The sequence below is a fragment of the Litorivivens sp. genome (assembly GCF_057445395.1).
Map to the genome: position 1 here is coordinate 1 of NZ_JBVBUV010000077.1, position 17,719 is coordinate 17,719.

Sequence of the window (17,719 nt, forward strand, 5' to 3'; positions counted from 1 at the left end):
ATGGGAGCCAGTTCAGGCTGACGCGCAGAACCTTCCAGCAGTTTACCGCCCAGCAGAGCGAAACCGATGGCGGTACCCAGAGCACCAAAACCGATCATCAAAGAAACAGCAATCAAAGCCAAGCCCATGGTATTTCTCCTAAGTTGTAAAAGTTTTAAAGCAAAAGTTAAACGAAAAGTGAATTAATGAAACTGGTCTTCATCTTCTACCTGATGCGCCATTGCCATGTAGACGATGGTCAGCACCATAAAGACGAAAGCCTGCAACACAATAACCAGAATGTGGAACACGGCCCACGCCCACTGCAGAACACCCGCGAACAGACCCAGTACCAGACCGGCGCTGAACATGGTTGCAATCAGGATAAAGATCATCTCACCGGCATACAGGTTTCCGAACAGACGTAAACCGAGAGAGATTGGCTTGGATATCCAGGAAATAGACTCCAGCGCAAAGTTGATCGGGATCAGAAAGACGTTGATGTACCACTTTTCAGCATGAAAAGGGTGCAGCGTCAGTTCTTTGACGAAGCCCATAAAGCCTTTTTTCGCGATGGTGAAATAAATCATCAAACCAAACACGGTAAAGGCCATACCCAACGTGACATTCGGGTCGGTCGTCGGGACCACTTTAAAGAAGAAATGGGGATCGCCGCTAATAACCGCCGCCAGATGTGGCAGCCAGTCGACTGGCACCAAATCCATTGTGTTCATCAACAGAATCCACACAAAAATGGTCAACGCCATCGGCGCGATCATGGCATTTTTGTGGTTGAAGCTGTCTTTAACCGTTTTGTCGATAAAATCAACGGCCATTTCGATAAAGTTCTGCATTCCACGTGGTACGCCGGAGTGCACACGCTTGGCCACACGGGCGAAGATAAAACAGAACAGCCCGCCGAGAAACACCGACCAGAACAGTGAGTCTACGTGAATCGCCATGAAGCCCATGTCGCTGGCTTCCTGTGACGTATGGGCCAGTGTCCAGGTATCCTGGGTCAGCACTTCCACGGAACCATCCGAGTTATGACGCTCATAGCCCTCTGGCAATTTGCCATAGGTCAGATTGGTCAAATGGTGCTGGATGTAACTGGTAGCGGTTAAGGTTTCCCCTGCCATCTCTCGCTCTCAATTCAAAAGGTGTCTTGGAAAGCCGATGCTTGTCACGGCGGCTTTGCAAGTAACCCTATCGGTTTACTATCGACCTGAACGGAAATTGCTGACCTTCCAGGCAAAAAACAGATTTACCAGCATCATGCCAATAAAACCGGCAAACAGTGCTTCAACCCTCAGGTCTGGCACCGTACTGAACACAATCGCAAATAGCGATACTGTCAGTACAAATTTTCCAGCTTCGCCGCGCTTGAAAGCGCTGGAAACTTCGCTGGCTGCGCGCGATCCCCGGTGGCGAAACGCCATACGGGCAAAATAGGCGTTGGGCAAAACGGAGATCAATCCGCCTATCAACAAGGCTTTGGCGCTTGCCACATCCACCAGCATTACCCCGGCTGCAGCCAACACCAGCAAACCGGCCTGCAAACCGTAGATCTTAACCAGTGGAGGACGCGATATGGCCGCAGCCTGCGGTGGGTTTCCCCCCTGCCGTGCCATAGTTCCCCCAAATGCCTGCCTGAAATCTGCGCGCCTGTGATATTTCCACTCGCGCAAAAAGCGGGGCGAATTATAGGGCGTGAGTGGTTAACTATCAACCGATCTTAGCGGTGCAGGGTGGACAAATTGTCCCACCCCCTTGTTAACCCGCCACAAAAAATAGATATTAAATCAATACGTTATATCAACTTCCACTACATAGTGTGGCTGATGGCCTGAAAACCACAAGATGCGGTATACAACTAAACAGTACTGTTGATTTAATTTCACCGAATTTATGCGATGCTAATTCGCCGCCCCTTGCTTCACGCTCGCAGCACCCGCAAATAAGGGCGAGCACTGTAGCACTGTTTTCAGATCTTGCCCTAATGCTCCGCGCACGAACCACTGTTGGCCAATCGCCACTTCCTACCCGGTTCGCCCATACATTTTTAGCCAGAGGCTGTTCAACGCTAAATATCGATCAGCATGATCGGTGTCTGGCAGAGTCGGAACGGAAATCGATTTGCCCATCGCAGACGCTCTACCGCACAAATTGGTTAGGAATCGAACAACCCCTTATACGCTAGATCCTAAAATCGTGTTTTTACGCCGAGCACAACTGGTGGTTGTCACAACAAGTCAGTAATGTAAGAACAAACTATGACATTGAGGGGTCAGCATGGAGCAACTTAGCGGTCAGGATGTGATGTTTCTAAGCGCGGAGATGAAGGGTCTCCCGCAGCACATCGGTGGTTTGAGTATTTACGATCAATCCACCGCAGAAGGCGGTATCGTCAGATTTAAACAGATTCTTTCCATGCTGGAGAGCCGGGTTCATCTGTCACCGATTTTTACCCGCAAGCTGGCCCATGTGCCGATGAAGCTCGATCGACCGTACTGGGTAGAGGACGAGCACTTCGATATGGAATACCACGTGCGCCATATTTCTCTGCCAGCGCCCGGTGACTGGCGCCAGCTCTGTATTCTGGTATCACGTATTCACGCCCGACCGCTCGATATGAACAAACCCCTGTGGGAGATGTACATCATCGAGGGGCTAGACAATATAGAAGGCTTGCCGAAAAACTGTTTTGCCATGCTATTAAAGGCACACCACGCCGCCATGGATGGTGCTACCGGTGCGATGATGTTCCCGATCATGCATGACCTGAGCCCCGAGGTTCAACAACCCGGCGACATTCCACCGCGAATTGTGGAAAAGACATCAGACTGGCAGCTGCTGACCAAGGCTTATGTGAATAACTTAAAGCGGCCTCGACGATTTCTAAAACTGGCTGCCAATGCGCTACCCGCTTATCGGCGTATTCGACAGGGTCGCAAGAAAGGCAATTTCCGCTCTCTCGACGACAAGCAGAAAACGCGGTTTCAGGGACGAATTTCCAATTACCGGGTGGTCGACTCCGTTAAATTTTCATTCGAAGATGTTCGCTCCATCAAAAACACAGTACCCGGCGCAACGATCAATGACGCCATGCTGACAATTGTGTCTGGCGCCATGCGCAAATATCTGGAAGCAAAACAGGAGATGCCAGAAAAGACACTCGTAACCGGTTGCCCCATAGACGTTCGCAGCGACGAAGAGCGCAGCGCTGGCGGCAACATGGTGGGCTTTATGACCGTGTCACTGTGTTCGGATATTCTTGATCCAAAAGCACGCTTGGAAGCCATTAGTGCAGAATCAAAGCAAAGTAAATCCTATGCCGAGGCTATGGGCCCAAGGATCGCCATGGATGTTACCGACGTGCTGCCAGGTGGGATGATGGCGCTAGCCATGCGTGCAGCAGTGAGTACCGGCCTAACGGAGCGCGCCGTAATATTCAATACGATTGTCACCAACGTTCCAGGACCTCCCGTACAGCTTTATTTCTGTGGAGCGGAACTGGTAGATGGTTTGAGCCTAGGGCCGCTGCTGCCAGGCGTAGGCCTGTTCCATGTGGTATACAGCAGCGTCCAGAACAAAAAGGGCTCTATCTCAATATCCTTCAATGCCTGTCGCGAGCAGATGCCGGACCCGGCGTTTTACGCGCAGTGCATCAAGGAGTCTTTTGAGGAGTTGAAGAAGGCAACGCTGAGTTAGACGTTGCGTTTTGTATAGCCTGGCCCTTGGGTGGTCAGGCTATACGCAATTGTGGGCCTTTGTACACGCAATATCTGTTTTTACCACTGCGCTTAGCCTGATACATCGCTTCATCGGCTCGCTTGACGATGCTAGTTATAAGGTTTTCTTCGTCAATTACTGGCGTGGAAATTTCCATAGAATCCATGACCAGTACCCCGATACTGCATCCAATTTGTAATTCCTCGCCTTTGTAATTGAAGATCTCTTTAAGGGAGGCGCACACCTTCCCGGCAACTAGCTCGGCGCGCTCATTGGACTCGACATCATCTAGTACCAGAATAAATTCATCGCCGCCCACGCGCGCCACCATGTCGCTTTTACGCACAATTTTTTCTAGACGCTTCGCCGTTTCAACCAAGATGAAATCACCGGCATCATGGCCCACGGTATCATTGATTTTCTTGAACCCATCGAGATCAATAAAAAGCAGAGAGAATCGTCTGACGCCACGTCGGCTGGCAACGATTTCCAGAAGTCTTTCATTAAAATAGGCTCGATTAGGAATACCGGTAAGACTATCGTGTTGCGCGGCGTGCTGAATTTTTGCCTTTTGCAGCTGTTGTAGTTTGACCAGAGACATCAATCCTCTAGTGCGGATAATCAGCAAAAACACTACCAGCGTAACAATAAGTGCAACGATCATTGAGATTCGTATGGTTTTTTCGGCAGTAGCTATTTGGGCTGATAGTTCCTGATTACTTTTATCAATACGCAGCTTCTGGGTGGTAACCAGTTCATCAAGTTCCAGCGTCAGTTTCCGCAAGGTTGGTGTAATCTGCTCGCGCATAAGTGAACTGTCGGCGCGCCACTGGCTGCTGCCATGAACATCGATCACTTGCGTGAGATAGGATTCATAGTTAGTGAGCCCATCATTAAATTCTTCCACCAGTTCCAAAAGTTCTGGCTGGTGCGTTTTCAGATACGCACCGACTTCGTTGCGGTGCTGTTTTACACCTTCTAAGTAAAGATAGATATCGTCTACCGCTGCATCGTTTCGAAAAGCGAGATAACTACGGACCTGGCTGATTACCATCGCCCAGTTGTAAAGCAGATTATCCAAACTGCGTGCAAACTCGTACTGCGATGATATTTTCGCTTCCGCTTTTATGTCACTCAGCAGGTGAGTCATCTCCACGCCCTGGGGCTCCATCCAATCAGCCGCGATACCGACGGCAGGCATATTACGTTTAACGTCGGCGGCGAGTTTAAGCATATCCCGGTTGTAGCTCTTAATTTCATTCACAAGCGTACGAATAAGTTCCAGTTGTGTCGCATCTTGTGGTTCATTGTTCTTTTCTGTCAGCTCTATCAGCTCATCGAGCGTGGAATCTATGTCATTGACCTTATCGCTATAGAGCACAATGTTGTATTCATCCTGCTCTACCATGTAGTTACCCAACACGCTCAAACTATGGTAGAAGTGCGTTGTCAGTTGCATGGCACTGAGCATTTTTGGTTGATACTGCTGCGTGACCTTCGCCAGTTTTTGCTGTGTGTTGGAAAAACTGATAATCGATACCAACGCGATGGATATAAGAATTAACGCCACGGCAGCAACAGCAAACCAAAGTTTGTTTTTTACCGCGGTCACGTTGGTCTCATTTTCCATCGTATTTACTCCCGATCAGTTGCGCTGAAGATCTGGGAAAAAATGTAATCCCGATCGGCAATATGACTGTGACAGTGCGCGCACTGCGTCTGAATAGTTGGGTCACTGGCTTTACCCCGAAGTATTATCTTTCCTTTCGGATCAAATTGAAGATATTCCCAATTGCCATTTTCAGGATCGAAATTGCTATTCCGCTTGATCATGGCGGTTACTGTTAGAGGCGCGTGGGGCTTGCCATCTTTCGCCTGAAAGTTTTCTTTTAACACCACCGTGTTTATCGGATATTTCTGGTATTTAGGTGGCTCTTCGAACTCATCGGGATCTTCGTACCAAGTAATGTATTGAATGTAGTTATTTTGATAGACCGATTCACCACCACGAACGTAAACCGTAATAAACTGATTCCAATGCAGCCCTGAAAACTCAAAACCTGTCATGCGGGTCCAGTTCATTCGATAGTTGTCAAACGCGAACTCTTCACCTTGTGGCGCATTGAACATCTTAACTTGGTAAGGTGAGACATCGTCCGCCACCAATAGCATGGCGTTGGTCATCAGAACCGTAAGAACTATTAGACGACTTTTTAAACTCATGATTCCACCAGCGTGACGCCGCCGCGATCTTTGCCACGCTTAGTTACCGGATGCAGAGTGTTATTGGTTGCCGCCGAAATATCGATTTCAATCGTGTCATATTTTGGAATTCTGATGACTATTTTATTGGCATCCGCGGGTAGGTTTCCCAACGTTACGGAAAACTCTTTTTCAGCAGGCGAAAATTCAACAACTTTCTCGTAACGCGATTTAACCGCTGCAATATAAGTGCGCATTTTCGGATGAATTTTACAGCCTACACGTACGATTGAATCTTCAGACCAGTCTATATCAACATCACGTTCACCACCCGGAGCCATCAGTCCGACATCAAACTGCGCACCAACGCTCGCATCGCTTGCAAAAATATTGTGATCTACCGTGTCTGAATTTTTAAAACTAACAGCGCTACCCGGAGAAGCCACAACCATTTTCGTGGTGAACTGCTTGTTTACTTGGTCAACTTCCGCATTTGTTTTATCACCGGTCTCAGCAGGAATATAAATAAGAGCAACCTTGGGTGGGCGTTTGTCAAATTTAAAACTTACGCTGTAGTCCTTAGCATTAGCCAGACTACTTATAGATAAGCAGATGACGGCGACCAAAGCCTGCGTGTTATTCCATTTCATTTTCATGTTGATCCCTTCAAGTATTTAGCGATTGACGTCGGGTATGCTCGGGCGAGTAATATCTACCCGGCTTTCTAACGTGCCCAGAAAAGCCAGGAGATCTGAAATTTCCTGATTTGACAGGTTAAGCGGCTTAATCAATTCGCTTTTTAGACTATCGTTGCCGCCGCCCTCGTTATAGAAGACGATGACACTCTCCAAACTGGCAAAGCTTCCGTCGTGCATATAGGGGGCTGTTAAGGTTATGTTTCGCAGGCTAGGTGTTTTAAAAGCACCGCGAAGGCTATTGTCACTGACAACTACAGCCCGCCCAAGATCATTACCGGGTAAACCAATATTGTGAAAGCTGTCATCGGTAAAGTTAGCGCCATCGTGACATTTACTGCATTCAGCTTTACCTTGAAATAGTTCAAGACCCCGCTTTGCCTCTGGACCCAAGGCATTGCTTTCACCTCGAAGGAAACGATCAAACGCCGAGTTGTCGCTCACAAGGGAGCGCATGAAAGCCGCCAATGCGCGCGCAATCATATCTTCACTAATCGCACCGTTACCGTAAACGGCTGCAAACTTTTCGCGATACGCGCTCACGCTGTTAAGACGGACAACCAAATCTTCTATCGACAGGTTCATTTCATCTTCGGATTGGATCGGCATCAGCGCCTGCTGCTCAAGTGAATCAGCCCGCCCATCCCAAAAAAACGTGCTCGCCCACGCCAGGTTGTAGAGGTGGGGAGTATGACGTTGCAGTGGTTTACCTTGAATGTCTGCACTAAGTGCAAGACCGTCGCCAAATCCCAGATCTGGGTTATGGCAGCTGGCACAGGAACGTTTGCGGTCAATGGATAAGCGATTGTCGAAAAACAACACCTTTCCGAGATCGGTTTCGCGCTGACTCGGCGCTTCGTCGTCCGGGTACTCGATCCAATCCCGATCTGGCGTGGCCAACGGGTTCGCATTAAGCGGCGACGAAAAACCGACGCACAGCGCAGCGACCGCAATAAGGCGGACCCACACACTGTAACAACCGAGGCTTTTTATCCCCTGCTTTAGATCCATTTTCCCCCTTATCCCACTATCCTGTTCTTATCCAACCGGATTAATGGGCAGACACGCTCCCGCGGTGTTATTTAAGAACGTCGAGTATAGGAAGAATGTTGGCGGGCAAACCATTGCGGCTTACCCGTAATATGATGAGGGCTTATCAGGGGGTAATTTTTTTAATGATACTGTCTAGCTGGTCGAGGTTACTGTATTTAATCACCAACTTCCCTGCACCTTTGGCATTGTGCTGAACCGCAACGGCAGAGCCCAGGTGTTTTGCCAGTTCATCCTGCAGTTTTCGAATATCCGGATCCAGGGTTTTTGCCGGTGTCTTCGGATCGGGTGATTTGGCCTCTTCCACCAATCGACGCACCAAGGCTTCTGTCTGCCGCACCGAGAGGCCTCGGGCCACAATCTGGGAAGCCGCCGACGCCTGATTTTCTTCTGGCAGTGACAACAGGGCGCGCGCGTGGCCCATTTCCAGATCACCGTGTTCGAGCATGCGCTGAACTTCGTCACGCAGATTGGTCAAGCGCAATAAATTGGTAATGGTAGTACGCGATTTGCCCACCGCCTGAGCTACCTGGGCATGGGTAAGCTCGAATTCGCGCTGCAAGCGCTGCAGTGCGAGCGCCTCTTCCATGGGATTGAGGTCTTCGCGTTGAATATTTTCAATCAACGCCATTGCAACGGCGGCTTCGTCGGGGACATCCCGGATCAGCGCCGGAATCGTGTCCAGACCCGCCAGTTGAGTAGCGCGCCAGCGGCGTTCACCGGCAATGATTTCGTAGCGTTCGTCGGCCAGTGGTCGCACCACAATGGGTTGCATAACACCCTGCGACTTAATGGACTCCGCCAATTCTTCCAGAGCTTCTGGCTGCATATCCCGACGCGGCTGGTATTTTCCGCGCTGAATCTTGTCGACGGCTAAATCGCGGAGATCGCCATCGCGGGCGCCAAGGGGAGCGGGGCTTTCATTGTGTTCGATGGTCGTGGCAGCTGCTTGACTGCTCAACAGGGCGTCAAGTCCGCGCCCCAGTCCTCGTTTTTTTGCCATTATCCTTCAGACCGAATCAATTGCAGGTCGGGTTTTTCCCGGGCCTGTGGTTTATCTGCGCGTCGGAGCATTTCACCGGCCAGTGCGATATAGGCCATCGCTCCCTTGGAGTCTTTATCGTAGTCAATCACCGGCATGCCGTGACTGGGAGCCTCGGCGAGACGCACATTGCGCGGAATCACGGTGCGGTAAACCTTGTCGCCAAAGTGGTTGTAAAGCTGCGCGGAGACATCATTGGTGAGGCTGTTACGCGGATCGTACATGGTGCGCAGCAAGCCTTCTATTTCCAACTCAGGGTTAATCAGCTGTTTCACGCGGTTTACAGTGTTAACCAGCGCGCTAAGGCCTTCCAGAGCATAGTATTCGCATTGCATGGGAATAATAACGCCATGCGAGGCTGCCAGCGCATTGACCGTCAGCATGTTTAGTGACGGCGGGCAATCCACCAGAATAAAGTCGTAATCTTCCAGAACTGGGGCCAAGCCTTCCCGCAAGCGAAATTCGCGGCCAATTTCATTAATCAGCTCTACTTCTGCCGCGGTCAAATCCTGGTTGGCGCCCAGCAGATCGTAGCCTGCGGCCAGGCCGGATTGAATGGCGTCGGCAGCACTGCTGTCGCCAATCAATACATCGTACACACTGCCATCCAGCGAATTCTTATCGACACCACTGCCCATCGTGGCATTGCCTTGGGGATCGAGGTCGATAAGCAGCACCCGACGCCGGGTTTTCACCAAGGAGGCGGCAAGATTGACGCTGGTGGTTGTCTTACCGACACCGCCTTTCTGATTGGTGATTGCAAATATCTTTGCCATGCTGTCCCAGTCCAGGGCCTGTAATGTTGTTCAGGGCGTGTGATCGGGCCCAATTCTTATGAGATGACGCTCACCGGTGAGCCCCGGCACCACCAGCGCGTGAGAACCCTTGACGATATAGGGTTTTGGTAACTGACTCAACTCTTCCTCGGGGTATTGACCTTTCATGGCCAGTAGCTCGCCGCCTTCTGCCAACAGCGGACCGCAAGCTGCCGTCATATCCGCCAATGACGCAAAAGCCCGAGACAAAATACCCTGATAATGCGCGCCCAGTTTACCTGCTTCTATGCGGCAGTGGTGAACTTTAACGTTTGTAAGTACTAACTCAGCTACGACATGCGTCAGAAACCGGGTTTTTTTGCTGTTTGCGTCCAGCAGCTCGAATTCCTTTTCCGGGTAGACGATGGCCAGTGGGATTCCCGGCAAACCGGCACCGGTGCCCACGTCCAGCAGACGTTCACCACGAATAAATGGAGCAACACTTAGGGAATCCAGCAAATGCTTGCTGACCATTTCCTGAGGATCGCGAATGGCCGTCAGGTTGTAGGCTCTATTCCATTTAATCAACAACGCCAGATAGTGCAACAGCTGGTCTTGCTGTTGCTCGCTCAGTGTTAGCGACAGTCCAGCTAGACCCCGCTGCAGTTGCTCTCGTTCAGCCATCAGGCTGTTTTGCTGCCGCGCTCGAGCAGACCCCGTTTTTTCAGATAGATAAGGAGCAGAGAAACCGCTGCCGGCGTTACCCCCGGAATACGCGAGGCCTGGGCCAGTGTTTGTGGCCGCGTCGCGGTCAGCTTCTGCTTGATCTCGTTGGACAGTCCTTCCACGCTCTGATAGTCGAAATCGAGTGGCAGGTTGGTGTGTTCAAAGCGGCGAAGACGCTCAATTTCTTCGGTTTGACGGTCAATATAGCCGGCGTATTTGACCCCGATTTCAACTTGCTCGGCCACCTGTACGTTAGTACTCGCTTCGCCCTTAAGACCGGCAACATCAAAGTAATTAAGCTCAGGACGCTTCAGAAGATCCAGCAGATTATGCTCTCGACTGATCGGCGTGGGTATCTTGCTGTTGAGTACCTCGGCTTGCGGGGTATTGGGCTGAATCCAAGTACTGGCCATACGCTGGCGCTCGCGTTCCACGCTTTCGCGTTTTTCACAAAAAGCCTGCCAGCGCGTGTCGTCCACCAAGCCGAGCTCTCGTCCCTTCTCGGTCAGGCGAGCATCGGCGTTGTCTTCACGCAGCAGCAGACGGTATTCCGCGCGTGAAGTGAACATGCGGTAAGGCTCGAGTGTACCCATGGTAATCAGGTCATCGACCAGCACGCCAATATAGGCTTCGTCGCGTTTTGGGCACCAAGCCTCTTTATCAAAGGCTTTTAGTGCAGCGTTCAAACCTGCCAACAGCCCTTGGGCTCCGGCCTCTTCGTAGCCGGTGGTGCCGTTGATCTGACCGGCGAAAAACAGGTTTTCTATAACCTTGGTTTCAAGCGAGGTTTTCAGATCCCGTGGGTCAAAAAAGTCGTATTCGATGGCATAGCCAGGCCGCGTGATATGGGCGTTTTCAAAACCCTTAATCGAGCGCACCAGATTCATCTGCACGTCAAACGGCAAGCTGGTGGAAATCCCATTGGGGTAGAGCTCATGGGTATTGAGGCCTTCAGGCTCAATAAATATCTGGTGGCTGTTTTTATCCGCAAAACGGTGCACTTTGTCTTCAATTGAGGGGCAATAGCGCGGCCCAATACCTTCAATCACACCGGTATACATGGGGGAGCGATCGAGCCCACCCTGGATAATGGCGTGGGTTTGCTCGTTGGTATGAGTAATCCAGCAGCAGGTTTGCGTCGGATGCAGGTCAGTACTGCCCAGATAAGACATTACCGGCTCAGGCTGATCGCCCCACTGTTCCTGAAGCCCTTCAAAGTTTACCGATTTGGCATCTATCCGCGGTGGGGTACCGGTTTTCAGGCGATCTACTCGCAATGGCAGCTCACGCAGTCGGCTGGCTAGCGCTATGGACGGTGGGTCTCCAGCGCGACCACCGCTGTGATTATCCAGCCCAATATGTATTTTACCGCCAAGAAACGTCCCTGTGGTCAGAACCACGGTGCGCGCCCTAAATCGGATCCCGGTGTTGGTCACTGCACCGGTAACCCGCTCTCCCTCGACTATCAAATCATCGACCGCTTGCTGAAAAATCGACAGGTTTTGTTGATTTTCGAGAATCTCGCGTATGGCGGCCTTGTACAGCACGCGGTCAGCTTGGGCCCTCGTAGCCCGGACAGCTGGGCCCTTGCGGGCATTGAGCACCCGAAACTGGATACCGCCGCGATCAGTGGCCAGGGCCATTGCGCCACCCAATGCGTCAATTTCCTTGACCAAGTGGCTTTTGCCGATGCCGCCAATGGCAGGATTGCAGGACATCTGCCCCAGGGTTTCGATGTTATGCGTCAGCAGCAGGGTTTTGGCGCCCATTCGTGCCGCCGCCAGGCACGCTTCGGTGCCAGCGTGGCCGCCGCCGATGACGATGACGTCAAATTGCTCGGGATAATCCACGGCAAAACCTGCTGATGAGTGAAAGGGAGTGTGATTATACGGGCCGGATTTCGCACTGCAATAAGCTGGCGAAAATTTAGTCAGTGCGTGTTCTTAAAAAAGTTATTAAATATATTTACTTAATATGGAGAGAAAGTAAGGAATTTTATTGTTGTAGTTACTATTAGCACAGAGGTTTATGTGGATAAACTATGTAAGCTATTGAAAGTATTTACAAAAAACCATTTTACAAGTGGGCGTATAAGCGGGTCTCAAAGGTGTTGGCTAGCTGGTAGCGGCCGTTGCAGGGATTGGGGACAAGTATTAGTACTGAACTTTCGTACACAGCCTCTCAACTTATCCCCCAACTTATTCACAGCGTGTCCCCCGGATTTGCGCCGGCAATTCACAGCAAAATAATTGAAAAAAATCCGTTTTTTGGCGTTTTTTCTCTCAGTGTTCAGCTGAGATAAGAGATTTAGGGTGCGGAAGATCAGATCTGTCAGATAGACGGGGGTATCAAACGGTGCCGGTGTAGCGTGATGTCGCCTTACACTGGATAGCGCTGGTAACAGAAAGGTCGCTGGAAAGCTGAAATTTACTTGCCAATACAGAAGCTGGAGAAGATCTTGCCGAGTAGGTCGTCAGGGGTAAATTCGCCGGTAATGGTACTCAAGGCGTTCTGGCTAAGGCGCAGTTCCTCGGCTAACAGCTCACCGGCCTGATAGGTCTGTAGCTGCTCACTACCCTGGCTCAGATGTGACTGAGCGTCTAACAGGGCATCGATATGGCGTTGACGCGCGGTAAACTGGCTGTCGTAGCCGCCGTGATAACCCATACAGGCTTTGAGGTGTTCTCTTAATAGGTCGATACCCTGCAGACCTTTAGCGGAGATATTCAGGGCGTGAGCATCGTCGCTAAGACCTACCGCCAGCCCTGATAGATCGGCCTTGTTGTAGACGATAGTGAGTTTCTGATGGTGCTCGGCGAATTGTTCAATCAGATCATCGGCGCTGTGGCTGTCGGTGGAATCAACGACCAGCAGAATCCTGTCGGCATCGGCTATAACCTGCCAGGCACGCCGTATTCCTTCTTGTTCTACCCTGTCATCGCTATCGCGAAGACCCGCGGTATCGACCACGTGCAGTGGCATACCATCAATCAAAATCGTTTCGCGCAGGAGATCGCGGGTAGTCCCTGCCACGTCGGTCACGATAGCTGACTCGCGCCCAGCCAGTGCGTTCAGCAAACTCGATTTTCCGGCGTTCGGCTTTCCGGCTATGGCTACGGTCATACCTTCGCGCAGTAAAGCGCCCTGTCGGGCACTGGCGAGCAGGTCCGAGAGGTTTTTTGCCAACGCCTGCAGACCATCTTGAATGGTGCTGTCGCTGAGAAAGTCGACTTCTTCTTCCGGAAAATCGATGGCGGCTTCGACGTACATCCGCAGGTGAATAAGGTCTTCGACTAACTGATTGACGCGGCGACTGAATTCGCCTTCCAGAGATCGCACTGCATTTTTGGCGGCTTGTTCTGAGGCGCTGTCTATCAGGTCGGCGATGGCCTCAGCCTGTGCCAGATCAATTTTGTTGTTTAGAAACGCGCGCTCCGAAAATTCGCCCGGTCTTGCCTGTCTGGCGCCAAGTCGAAAAACTTCGCGCAGCAACAGGTTGAGAATCACCGGGCCACCGTGCCCTTGTAACTCGAGGACATCTTCGCCAGTGAAGGAATTTGGGCCCGGAAAATAGAGCGCCAATCCGCTATCTAGCGCCTCTATTTGGTTGTTAGATTTTTTGTAAAACTGGGAAAAGTGGGCGTACCGCGGTTTGAGTGGTTTGTTGTCAAGCAGACTTGCAGCAATGGTTTGGCAATCTGGCCCGGAAATACGAATAACACCGACACCACCGCGCCCGGCCGGGGTGGCGACGGCGGCGATGGTGTCGGTACGTTGTGTCATTTAGGCTTTTGCCTGACCTTTTTCGATGTTGCGGGTAATGATGTATTGCTGAGCAATAGACAGCAGGTTATTGACTACCCAATACAGTACCAGCCCCGCCGGGAAGAACAGGAAGAAGAAGGTAAAGATGACAGGCAACCATTGCATAACCTTGGCTTGCATCGGATCCGGTGGCGGTGGGTTCAGCTTCTGCTGCACGAACATAGAAGCACCCATGATGATCGGCAGAATAAAGTAGGGGTCCATTGCCGACAGGTCATTGATCCAGCCAAAGAATGGCGCATGTCGTAATTCGACACTTTCCATCAGCACCCAGTACAAGGCGATAAATACCGGCATTTGTACAAGAATCGGCAGACATCCGCCCAGCGGATTGATTTTTTCCTTTTTGTATAGCTCCATCATTGCCTGAGACTGCTTCTGTCTGTCGTCGGCATGGCGTTCGCGAATTTCCAGCAGCTTGGGTTGTACCCGACGCATATTGGCCATCGAGCGGAATGCTGTGGCGTTGAGCTGGAAGAACAGAATTTTGACGGCCAGGGTGACGCCGATAATGGCCAGACCCCAGTTACCCAGCAGTTTGTAGATCTGGGTCAACACCCAGAACAGCGGCTGTGCAATCCACCACAACCAACCGTAGTCGACACTGAGCTCGAGGCCTTCTGAGATCTTTTCCAGTGCGTATTGATCCTTCGGTCCGACATAGAGCTGTGCTTTCAGGTGACCACTGGTATTGGGTTCTACAATCTGGGGAGCAGACGTGTAGCGTGCGATATTGTCGCCACTGCGGGTCACAGAGGTTGAGAAATAGTTCTGTTGATCTGCCGGTGGAATCCAGGCGCTGAGAAAGTAGTGCTGGATCATGGCGACCCAGCCACCCTGCATTTCAAGCTTGAGTGGCTTTTCACGCATGTCGTCGAAGGGCAGTTTTTCAAACCGTTCCTCTGTGGTGCGGTAGGCAACACCAAGGAAGGGCTGCATGCCCATCATGCCGTTGTTCTGGGTAGAGGGATCTTCGCTGCTATCACGCTTGAGTTGGGTAAAGAGCACGCCTTGCCAAGGTTCGGCGCTGCGGTTTTCAATTTCGTAGTCGAGCTCCACAACATAGGAGCCGCGAGTAAAGTGATAGTGCTTTTTAATGGTGATATCGCGGCTGTAGCCGTAGGCAAGGGTCACCGTAAGCTTATCTTGGCCTTTCGCGAGACTGTAGTTTTCCTGTTCAGTCACAAACAGCGGGCGTCCGTCGCGGGTATCGGTACCGTTTTTTCCAATTAGGCCACTTTGCGCTATATATTCACGCTGGCGGTTTTGTTCGAGTAGGACAAAAGGTTGGTTCGGGGTGTCGATTTTGGCGTAGTGTTTGGGTAGTGCCGCGTAGACTACATCGCCGCCACTTAGATCAATACTGAGGTTCAGCACGTCGGTAGATACATTGATGCTGCTGCTATCGTGTCCGGCTTGCAGTTCGGGCTCTTCGGTGTCCCCAGCCACCTCAGGAATATCTTCCATTGAAGCGCTGCTGTTCGTACCGGGGATTTGGGTCGGGCTCTGCTCAAATGTCTGCTGAGACTCGACGACACTGGCGGGTTCCTGTTGGCGGAAACTTGCCCATTCCACCACCAGCATAAAAGAGAGCGCGGCAATGGCGGCGATCAGCAAAATACGTTGTATATCCATTATGAAGGTTGTGCCTGCGTTGATGTTTTGGATTCGGTGTCGGAGCCCGGTACGGGATCAAAACCCCCGGCGGTAAACGGATGGCAGCGGCAAAGCCGCTTGGTAGCCAGCCAGCTACCGTGGGCGGCGCCGTGGGTTTCAACGGCTTCCAGAGCATACTGTGAACAGCTCGGGTAGAAACGGCAGTGGCTCGCCATCAGTGGGCTGATGGCGTAGCGGTAGATTCGGATCACAGTGACCAGAATTATTCGCATGAACTTGCCCCTTCGCGCGCTTGCCGTTCGGCTTTGCGCTGCTGTTTTTCGGCTCGACGTTGGAGTTGCTCCCACAATTGCTGGCAATCGCGGTGGATTTGCGGGTTGTCTAGTGTACCCAATCCTTTTCGCGCAAGCACGACGATATCCAAACCTGAGACATCATGTTGATGGTGTCGAAAGCTATCTCGGATAATGCGTTTTATGCGATTGCGCTGAACAGCAAGCTTGACATGCTTCTTGGCGATGACAAGACCGAGTCGGGCATGGGGGGTTTGATTGGGACAGGCGAGAAACAACAGTTCCGGTGTCGAAACTTTCAGACGGGCGGTATCAAAGACCTGTTTGAAATCTTTGGCATTCAGCAACCGTGACGTTCTGGCAAATGCTGCAAGCGTCACAGTGCTGATAAACCATGCGTGCGCGCCTGATTAGGCTGCGAGACGCTTGCGACCTTTGGCGCGACGACGGGCGAGAACTTTACGGCCGTTTTTGGTCGCCATACGGGCGCGGAAGCCGTGGGTGCGCTTGCGCTTCAGTACGCTGGGTTGAAAGGTTCTTTTCATGACAGTGCTCCAAGCCGATGTTGGCTTTCTTACTTCCTTATATAGGGCTGCCTTATATAAGGATCATTTCATGTGTCTACCGGCGTCGTAGATAGTACAGACAGCGGCGCGAAAATCAGGATCGCGAATTCTAGTGAATTTGATCAGTTAAGGCAATGGATTTTTTATTTATAGACCTAGTGCGCGACGGTAACGTTAGCGTGTTCGTAAGTGCTCACAATAGTAGATTCATACAGGTTATCCACAGCCTTACACTATACTTATTAACAATTGTATCCTGGGTGGAAATTGTTTAGTTGTTATTATCCCTTGTAACCTGTATTCAATTGAAAAATAAAACAAAAATAGTAGTTTTTAGAGTAATTAATTTTCCAATCAGCTGTGGATAAAGTGCGAAACAACGGGTTAGAATAGCTCCTCTTTGGCGGGGCCAGCTCGGCTTTGCGCAGAGATATTCACAGTTACGCATCCACAGCGACGCGTGTCGCCATGATCAAACACAACTATAAAAAGGCAGGAGAGGTAAGAGTGCCGGAAGCCGCTTGGGAACAATGTCTGGGTTATTTAGAGAACGAGTTGCCGTCCCAGCAGTTCAACACCTGGATTCGGCCATTGCGTGCGGTAGCCAATGGCAGCCAGCTGCAGCTATTCGCCCCTAACCGGTTTATCAAGGATTGGGTAGTTGATCGCTACCTGGACAGAATTTCCCAATTGGTTGGTGAAATAGGGCCTGGGCCTTTTGATGTTGTGGTGGAGATTGGAAGCCGCAGTGCAGAGCGTCGCGTTCCTCCTGTGCGGTCGTTGCAAAATAATGATCGTCCGGCCGTTGCACCCGAACCGGCACCGGTGCAGGCCGAATTGGCCGCTATTCCGGAAAGGCCCGTCGTCAGACCAGCGCCTTCGGTACGCCGCGTTGAGGTAGAAGGCAGCGTTCGGCACCAGAGTTCCCTGATCGAAAATCATACCTTCGATACCTTTGTGGAAGGTAAGTCGAATCAACTGGCGCGTGCTGCGGCGATGCAGGTGGCAGAAAATCCGGGCCAAGCCTACAACCCCGTGTTCCTTTATGGTGGCGTCGGTTTGGGGAAAACTCATTTGATGCACGCTGTGGGCAACGCAATGCTCAAGCAGAAGCCGGATGCTAAGATAGTTTATCTGCATTCAGAGCGGTTTGTGGCGGATATGGTAAAAGCCCTCTCTCTGAATGCCATTAACGAATTCAAGCGCTATTACCGCAGTGTCGATGCTTTGTTAATTG

18 protein-coding genes are annotated in these 17,719 nt (G+C 51.2%); 2 read left to right on the top strand and 16 right to left on the bottom strand.

The genetic code is table 11. From position 1 onward, the window contains the following. From AC222A_RS16265 to AC222A_RS16275, 3 genes are all read right to left on the bottom strand, one after another. Positions 1 to 128, bottom strand: a 128-nt coding sequence (locus AC222A_RS16265; protein ID WP_486775265.1) for a FoF1 ATP synthase subunit c, incomplete at its 3' end; no start/stop codon positions are given. Positions 129 to 182: 54 nt separating this feature from the next. Continuing rightward, positions 183 to 1,118: a F0F1 ATP synthase subunit A gene (atpB, locus tag AC222A_RS16270; RefSeq protein WP_372749785.1), complete on the bottom strand. Its 936-nt coding sequence runs from the start codon at positions 1,116 to 1,118 to the stop codon at positions 183 to 185. 78 nt (positions 1,119 to 1,196) lie between these two features. Next, positions 1,197 to 1,610, bottom strand: a complete 414-nt coding sequence (locus AC222A_RS16275) for an ATP synthase subunit I (protein WP_372749786.1) — start codon at positions 1,608 to 1,610, stop codon at positions 1,197 to 1,199. A gap of 661 nt (positions 1,611 to 2,271) precedes the next feature. On the opposite strand from AC222A_RS16275, the gene AC222A_RS16280 reads away from it, so the two are divergent. Further along, the gene (locus tag AC222A_RS16280) at positions 2,272 to 3,690 is read left to right on the top strand and encodes a WS/DGAT/MGAT family O-acyltransferase (protein WP_486775260.1); all 1,419 of its coding nucleotides are present in this window, start codon (positions 2,272 to 2,274) and stop codon (positions 3,688 to 3,690) included. Between the two features lie 34 nt (positions 3,691 to 3,724). On the opposite strand, the gene AC222A_RS16285 is transcribed toward AC222A_RS16280, so the two are convergent. The 13 genes from AC222A_RS16285 to rpmH all read right to left on the bottom strand — a co-directional run bounded on the left by AC222A_RS16285 (position 3,725) and on the right by rpmH (position 16,461). After that, on the bottom strand, positions 3,725 to 5,341 hold the full coding sequence (locus AC222A_RS16285) for a diguanylate cyclase domain-containing protein (protein ID WP_372782643.1): 1,617 nt from the start codon (positions 5,339 to 5,341) through the stop codon (positions 3,725 to 3,727). Positions 5,342 to 5,346: 5 nt separating this feature from the next. Then, positions 5,347 to 5,934, bottom strand: coding sequence for a cytochrome P460 family protein (locus tag AC222A_RS16290; RefSeq protein ID WP_486775261.1), 588 nt, complete (start codon positions 5,932 to 5,934; stop codon positions 5,347 to 5,349). Continuing rightward, the gene (locus AC222A_RS16295; RefSeq protein ID WP_486775262.1) at positions 5,931 to 6,569 is read right to left on the bottom strand and encodes a cupredoxin domain-containing protein; all 639 of its coding nucleotides are present in this window, start codon (positions 6,567 to 6,569) and stop codon (positions 5,931 to 5,933) included. The genes AC222A_RS16290 and AC222A_RS16295 overlap by 4 nt, the downstream gene beginning before the upstream one ends. A gap of 18 nt (positions 6,570 to 6,587) precedes the next feature. Then, entirely contained in the window at positions 6,588 to 7,619 is a 1,032-nt protein-coding gene (locus AC222A_RS16300; RefSeq protein ID WP_486775263.1) for a cytochrome-c peroxidase, read from the bottom strand. 145 nt (positions 7,620 to 7,764) lie between these two features. After that, on the bottom strand, positions 7,765 to 8,661 hold the full coding sequence (locus AC222A_RS16305; RefSeq protein WP_372749226.1) for a ParB/RepB/Spo0J family partition protein: 897 nt from the start codon (positions 8,659 to 8,661) through the stop codon (positions 7,765 to 7,767). Next, positions 8,661 to 9,476: a ParA family protein gene (locus AC222A_RS16310; RefSeq protein WP_372749225.1), complete on the bottom strand. Its 816-nt coding sequence runs from the start codon at positions 9,474 to 9,476 to the stop codon at positions 8,661 to 8,663. Before AC222A_RS16310 ends, AC222A_RS16305 begins: the two co-directional genes overlap by 1 nt. Positions 9,477 to 9,506: 30 nt before the next feature. Continuing rightward, entirely contained in the window at positions 9,507 to 10,139 is a 633-nt protein-coding gene (rsmG, locus tag AC222A_RS16315) for a 16S rRNA (guanine(527)-N(7))-methyltransferase RsmG (protein WP_372758830.1), read from the bottom strand. Then, a complete protein-coding gene (gene mnmG, locus AC222A_RS16320; protein ID WP_372782635.1) occupies positions 10,139 to 12,031 on the bottom strand; it encodes a tRNA uridine-5-carboxymethylaminomethyl(34) synthesis enzyme MnmG in 1,893 nt (630 codons plus the stop codon). The genes rsmG and mnmG overlap by 1 nt, the downstream gene beginning before the upstream one ends. A 577-nt stretch (positions 12,032 to 12,608) precedes the next feature. Then, positions 12,609 to 13,964 (bottom strand): tRNA uridine-5-carboxymethylaminomethyl(34) synthesis GTPase MnmE, encoded by a 1,356-nt coding sequence (mnmE, locus tag AC222A_RS16325; RefSeq protein WP_372782633.1) that lies wholly within the window; start codon positions 13,962 to 13,964, stop codon positions 12,609 to 12,611. Next, positions 13,965 to 15,641 (bottom strand): membrane protein insertase YidC, encoded by a 1,677-nt coding sequence (yidC, locus tag AC222A_RS16330; RefSeq protein ID WP_372759231.1) that lies wholly within the window; start codon positions 15,639 to 15,641, stop codon positions 13,965 to 13,967. After that, complete coding sequence (yidD, locus tag AC222A_RS16335) at positions 15,641 to 15,895, bottom strand: membrane protein insertion efficiency factor YidD (RefSeq protein WP_372750400.1); 255 nt, start codon at positions 15,893 to 15,895, stop codon at positions 15,641 to 15,643. Before yidD ends, yidC begins: the two co-directional genes overlap by 1 nt. Further along, positions 15,886 to 16,296: a ribonuclease P protein component gene (rnpA, locus tag AC222A_RS16340; protein WP_372750399.1), complete on the bottom strand. Its 411-nt coding sequence runs from the start codon at positions 16,294 to 16,296 to the stop codon at positions 15,886 to 15,888. The genes yidD and rnpA overlap by 10 nt, the downstream gene beginning before the upstream one ends. Before the next feature lie 30 nt (positions 16,297 to 16,326). Further along, positions 16,327 to 16,461, bottom strand: coding sequence for a 50S ribosomal protein L34 (rpmH, locus tag AC222A_RS16345; protein WP_183411446.1), 135 nt, complete (start codon positions 16,459 to 16,461; stop codon positions 16,327 to 16,329). A gap of 528 nt (positions 16,462 to 16,989) precedes the next feature. Here rpmH and AC222A_RS16350 point away from each other — a divergent pair. Next, a partial coding sequence (locus AC222A_RS16350; RefSeq protein ID WP_486775264.1) for a DnaA ATPase domain-containing protein occupies positions 16,990 to 17,719 on the top strand: 730 nt, incomplete at its 3' end.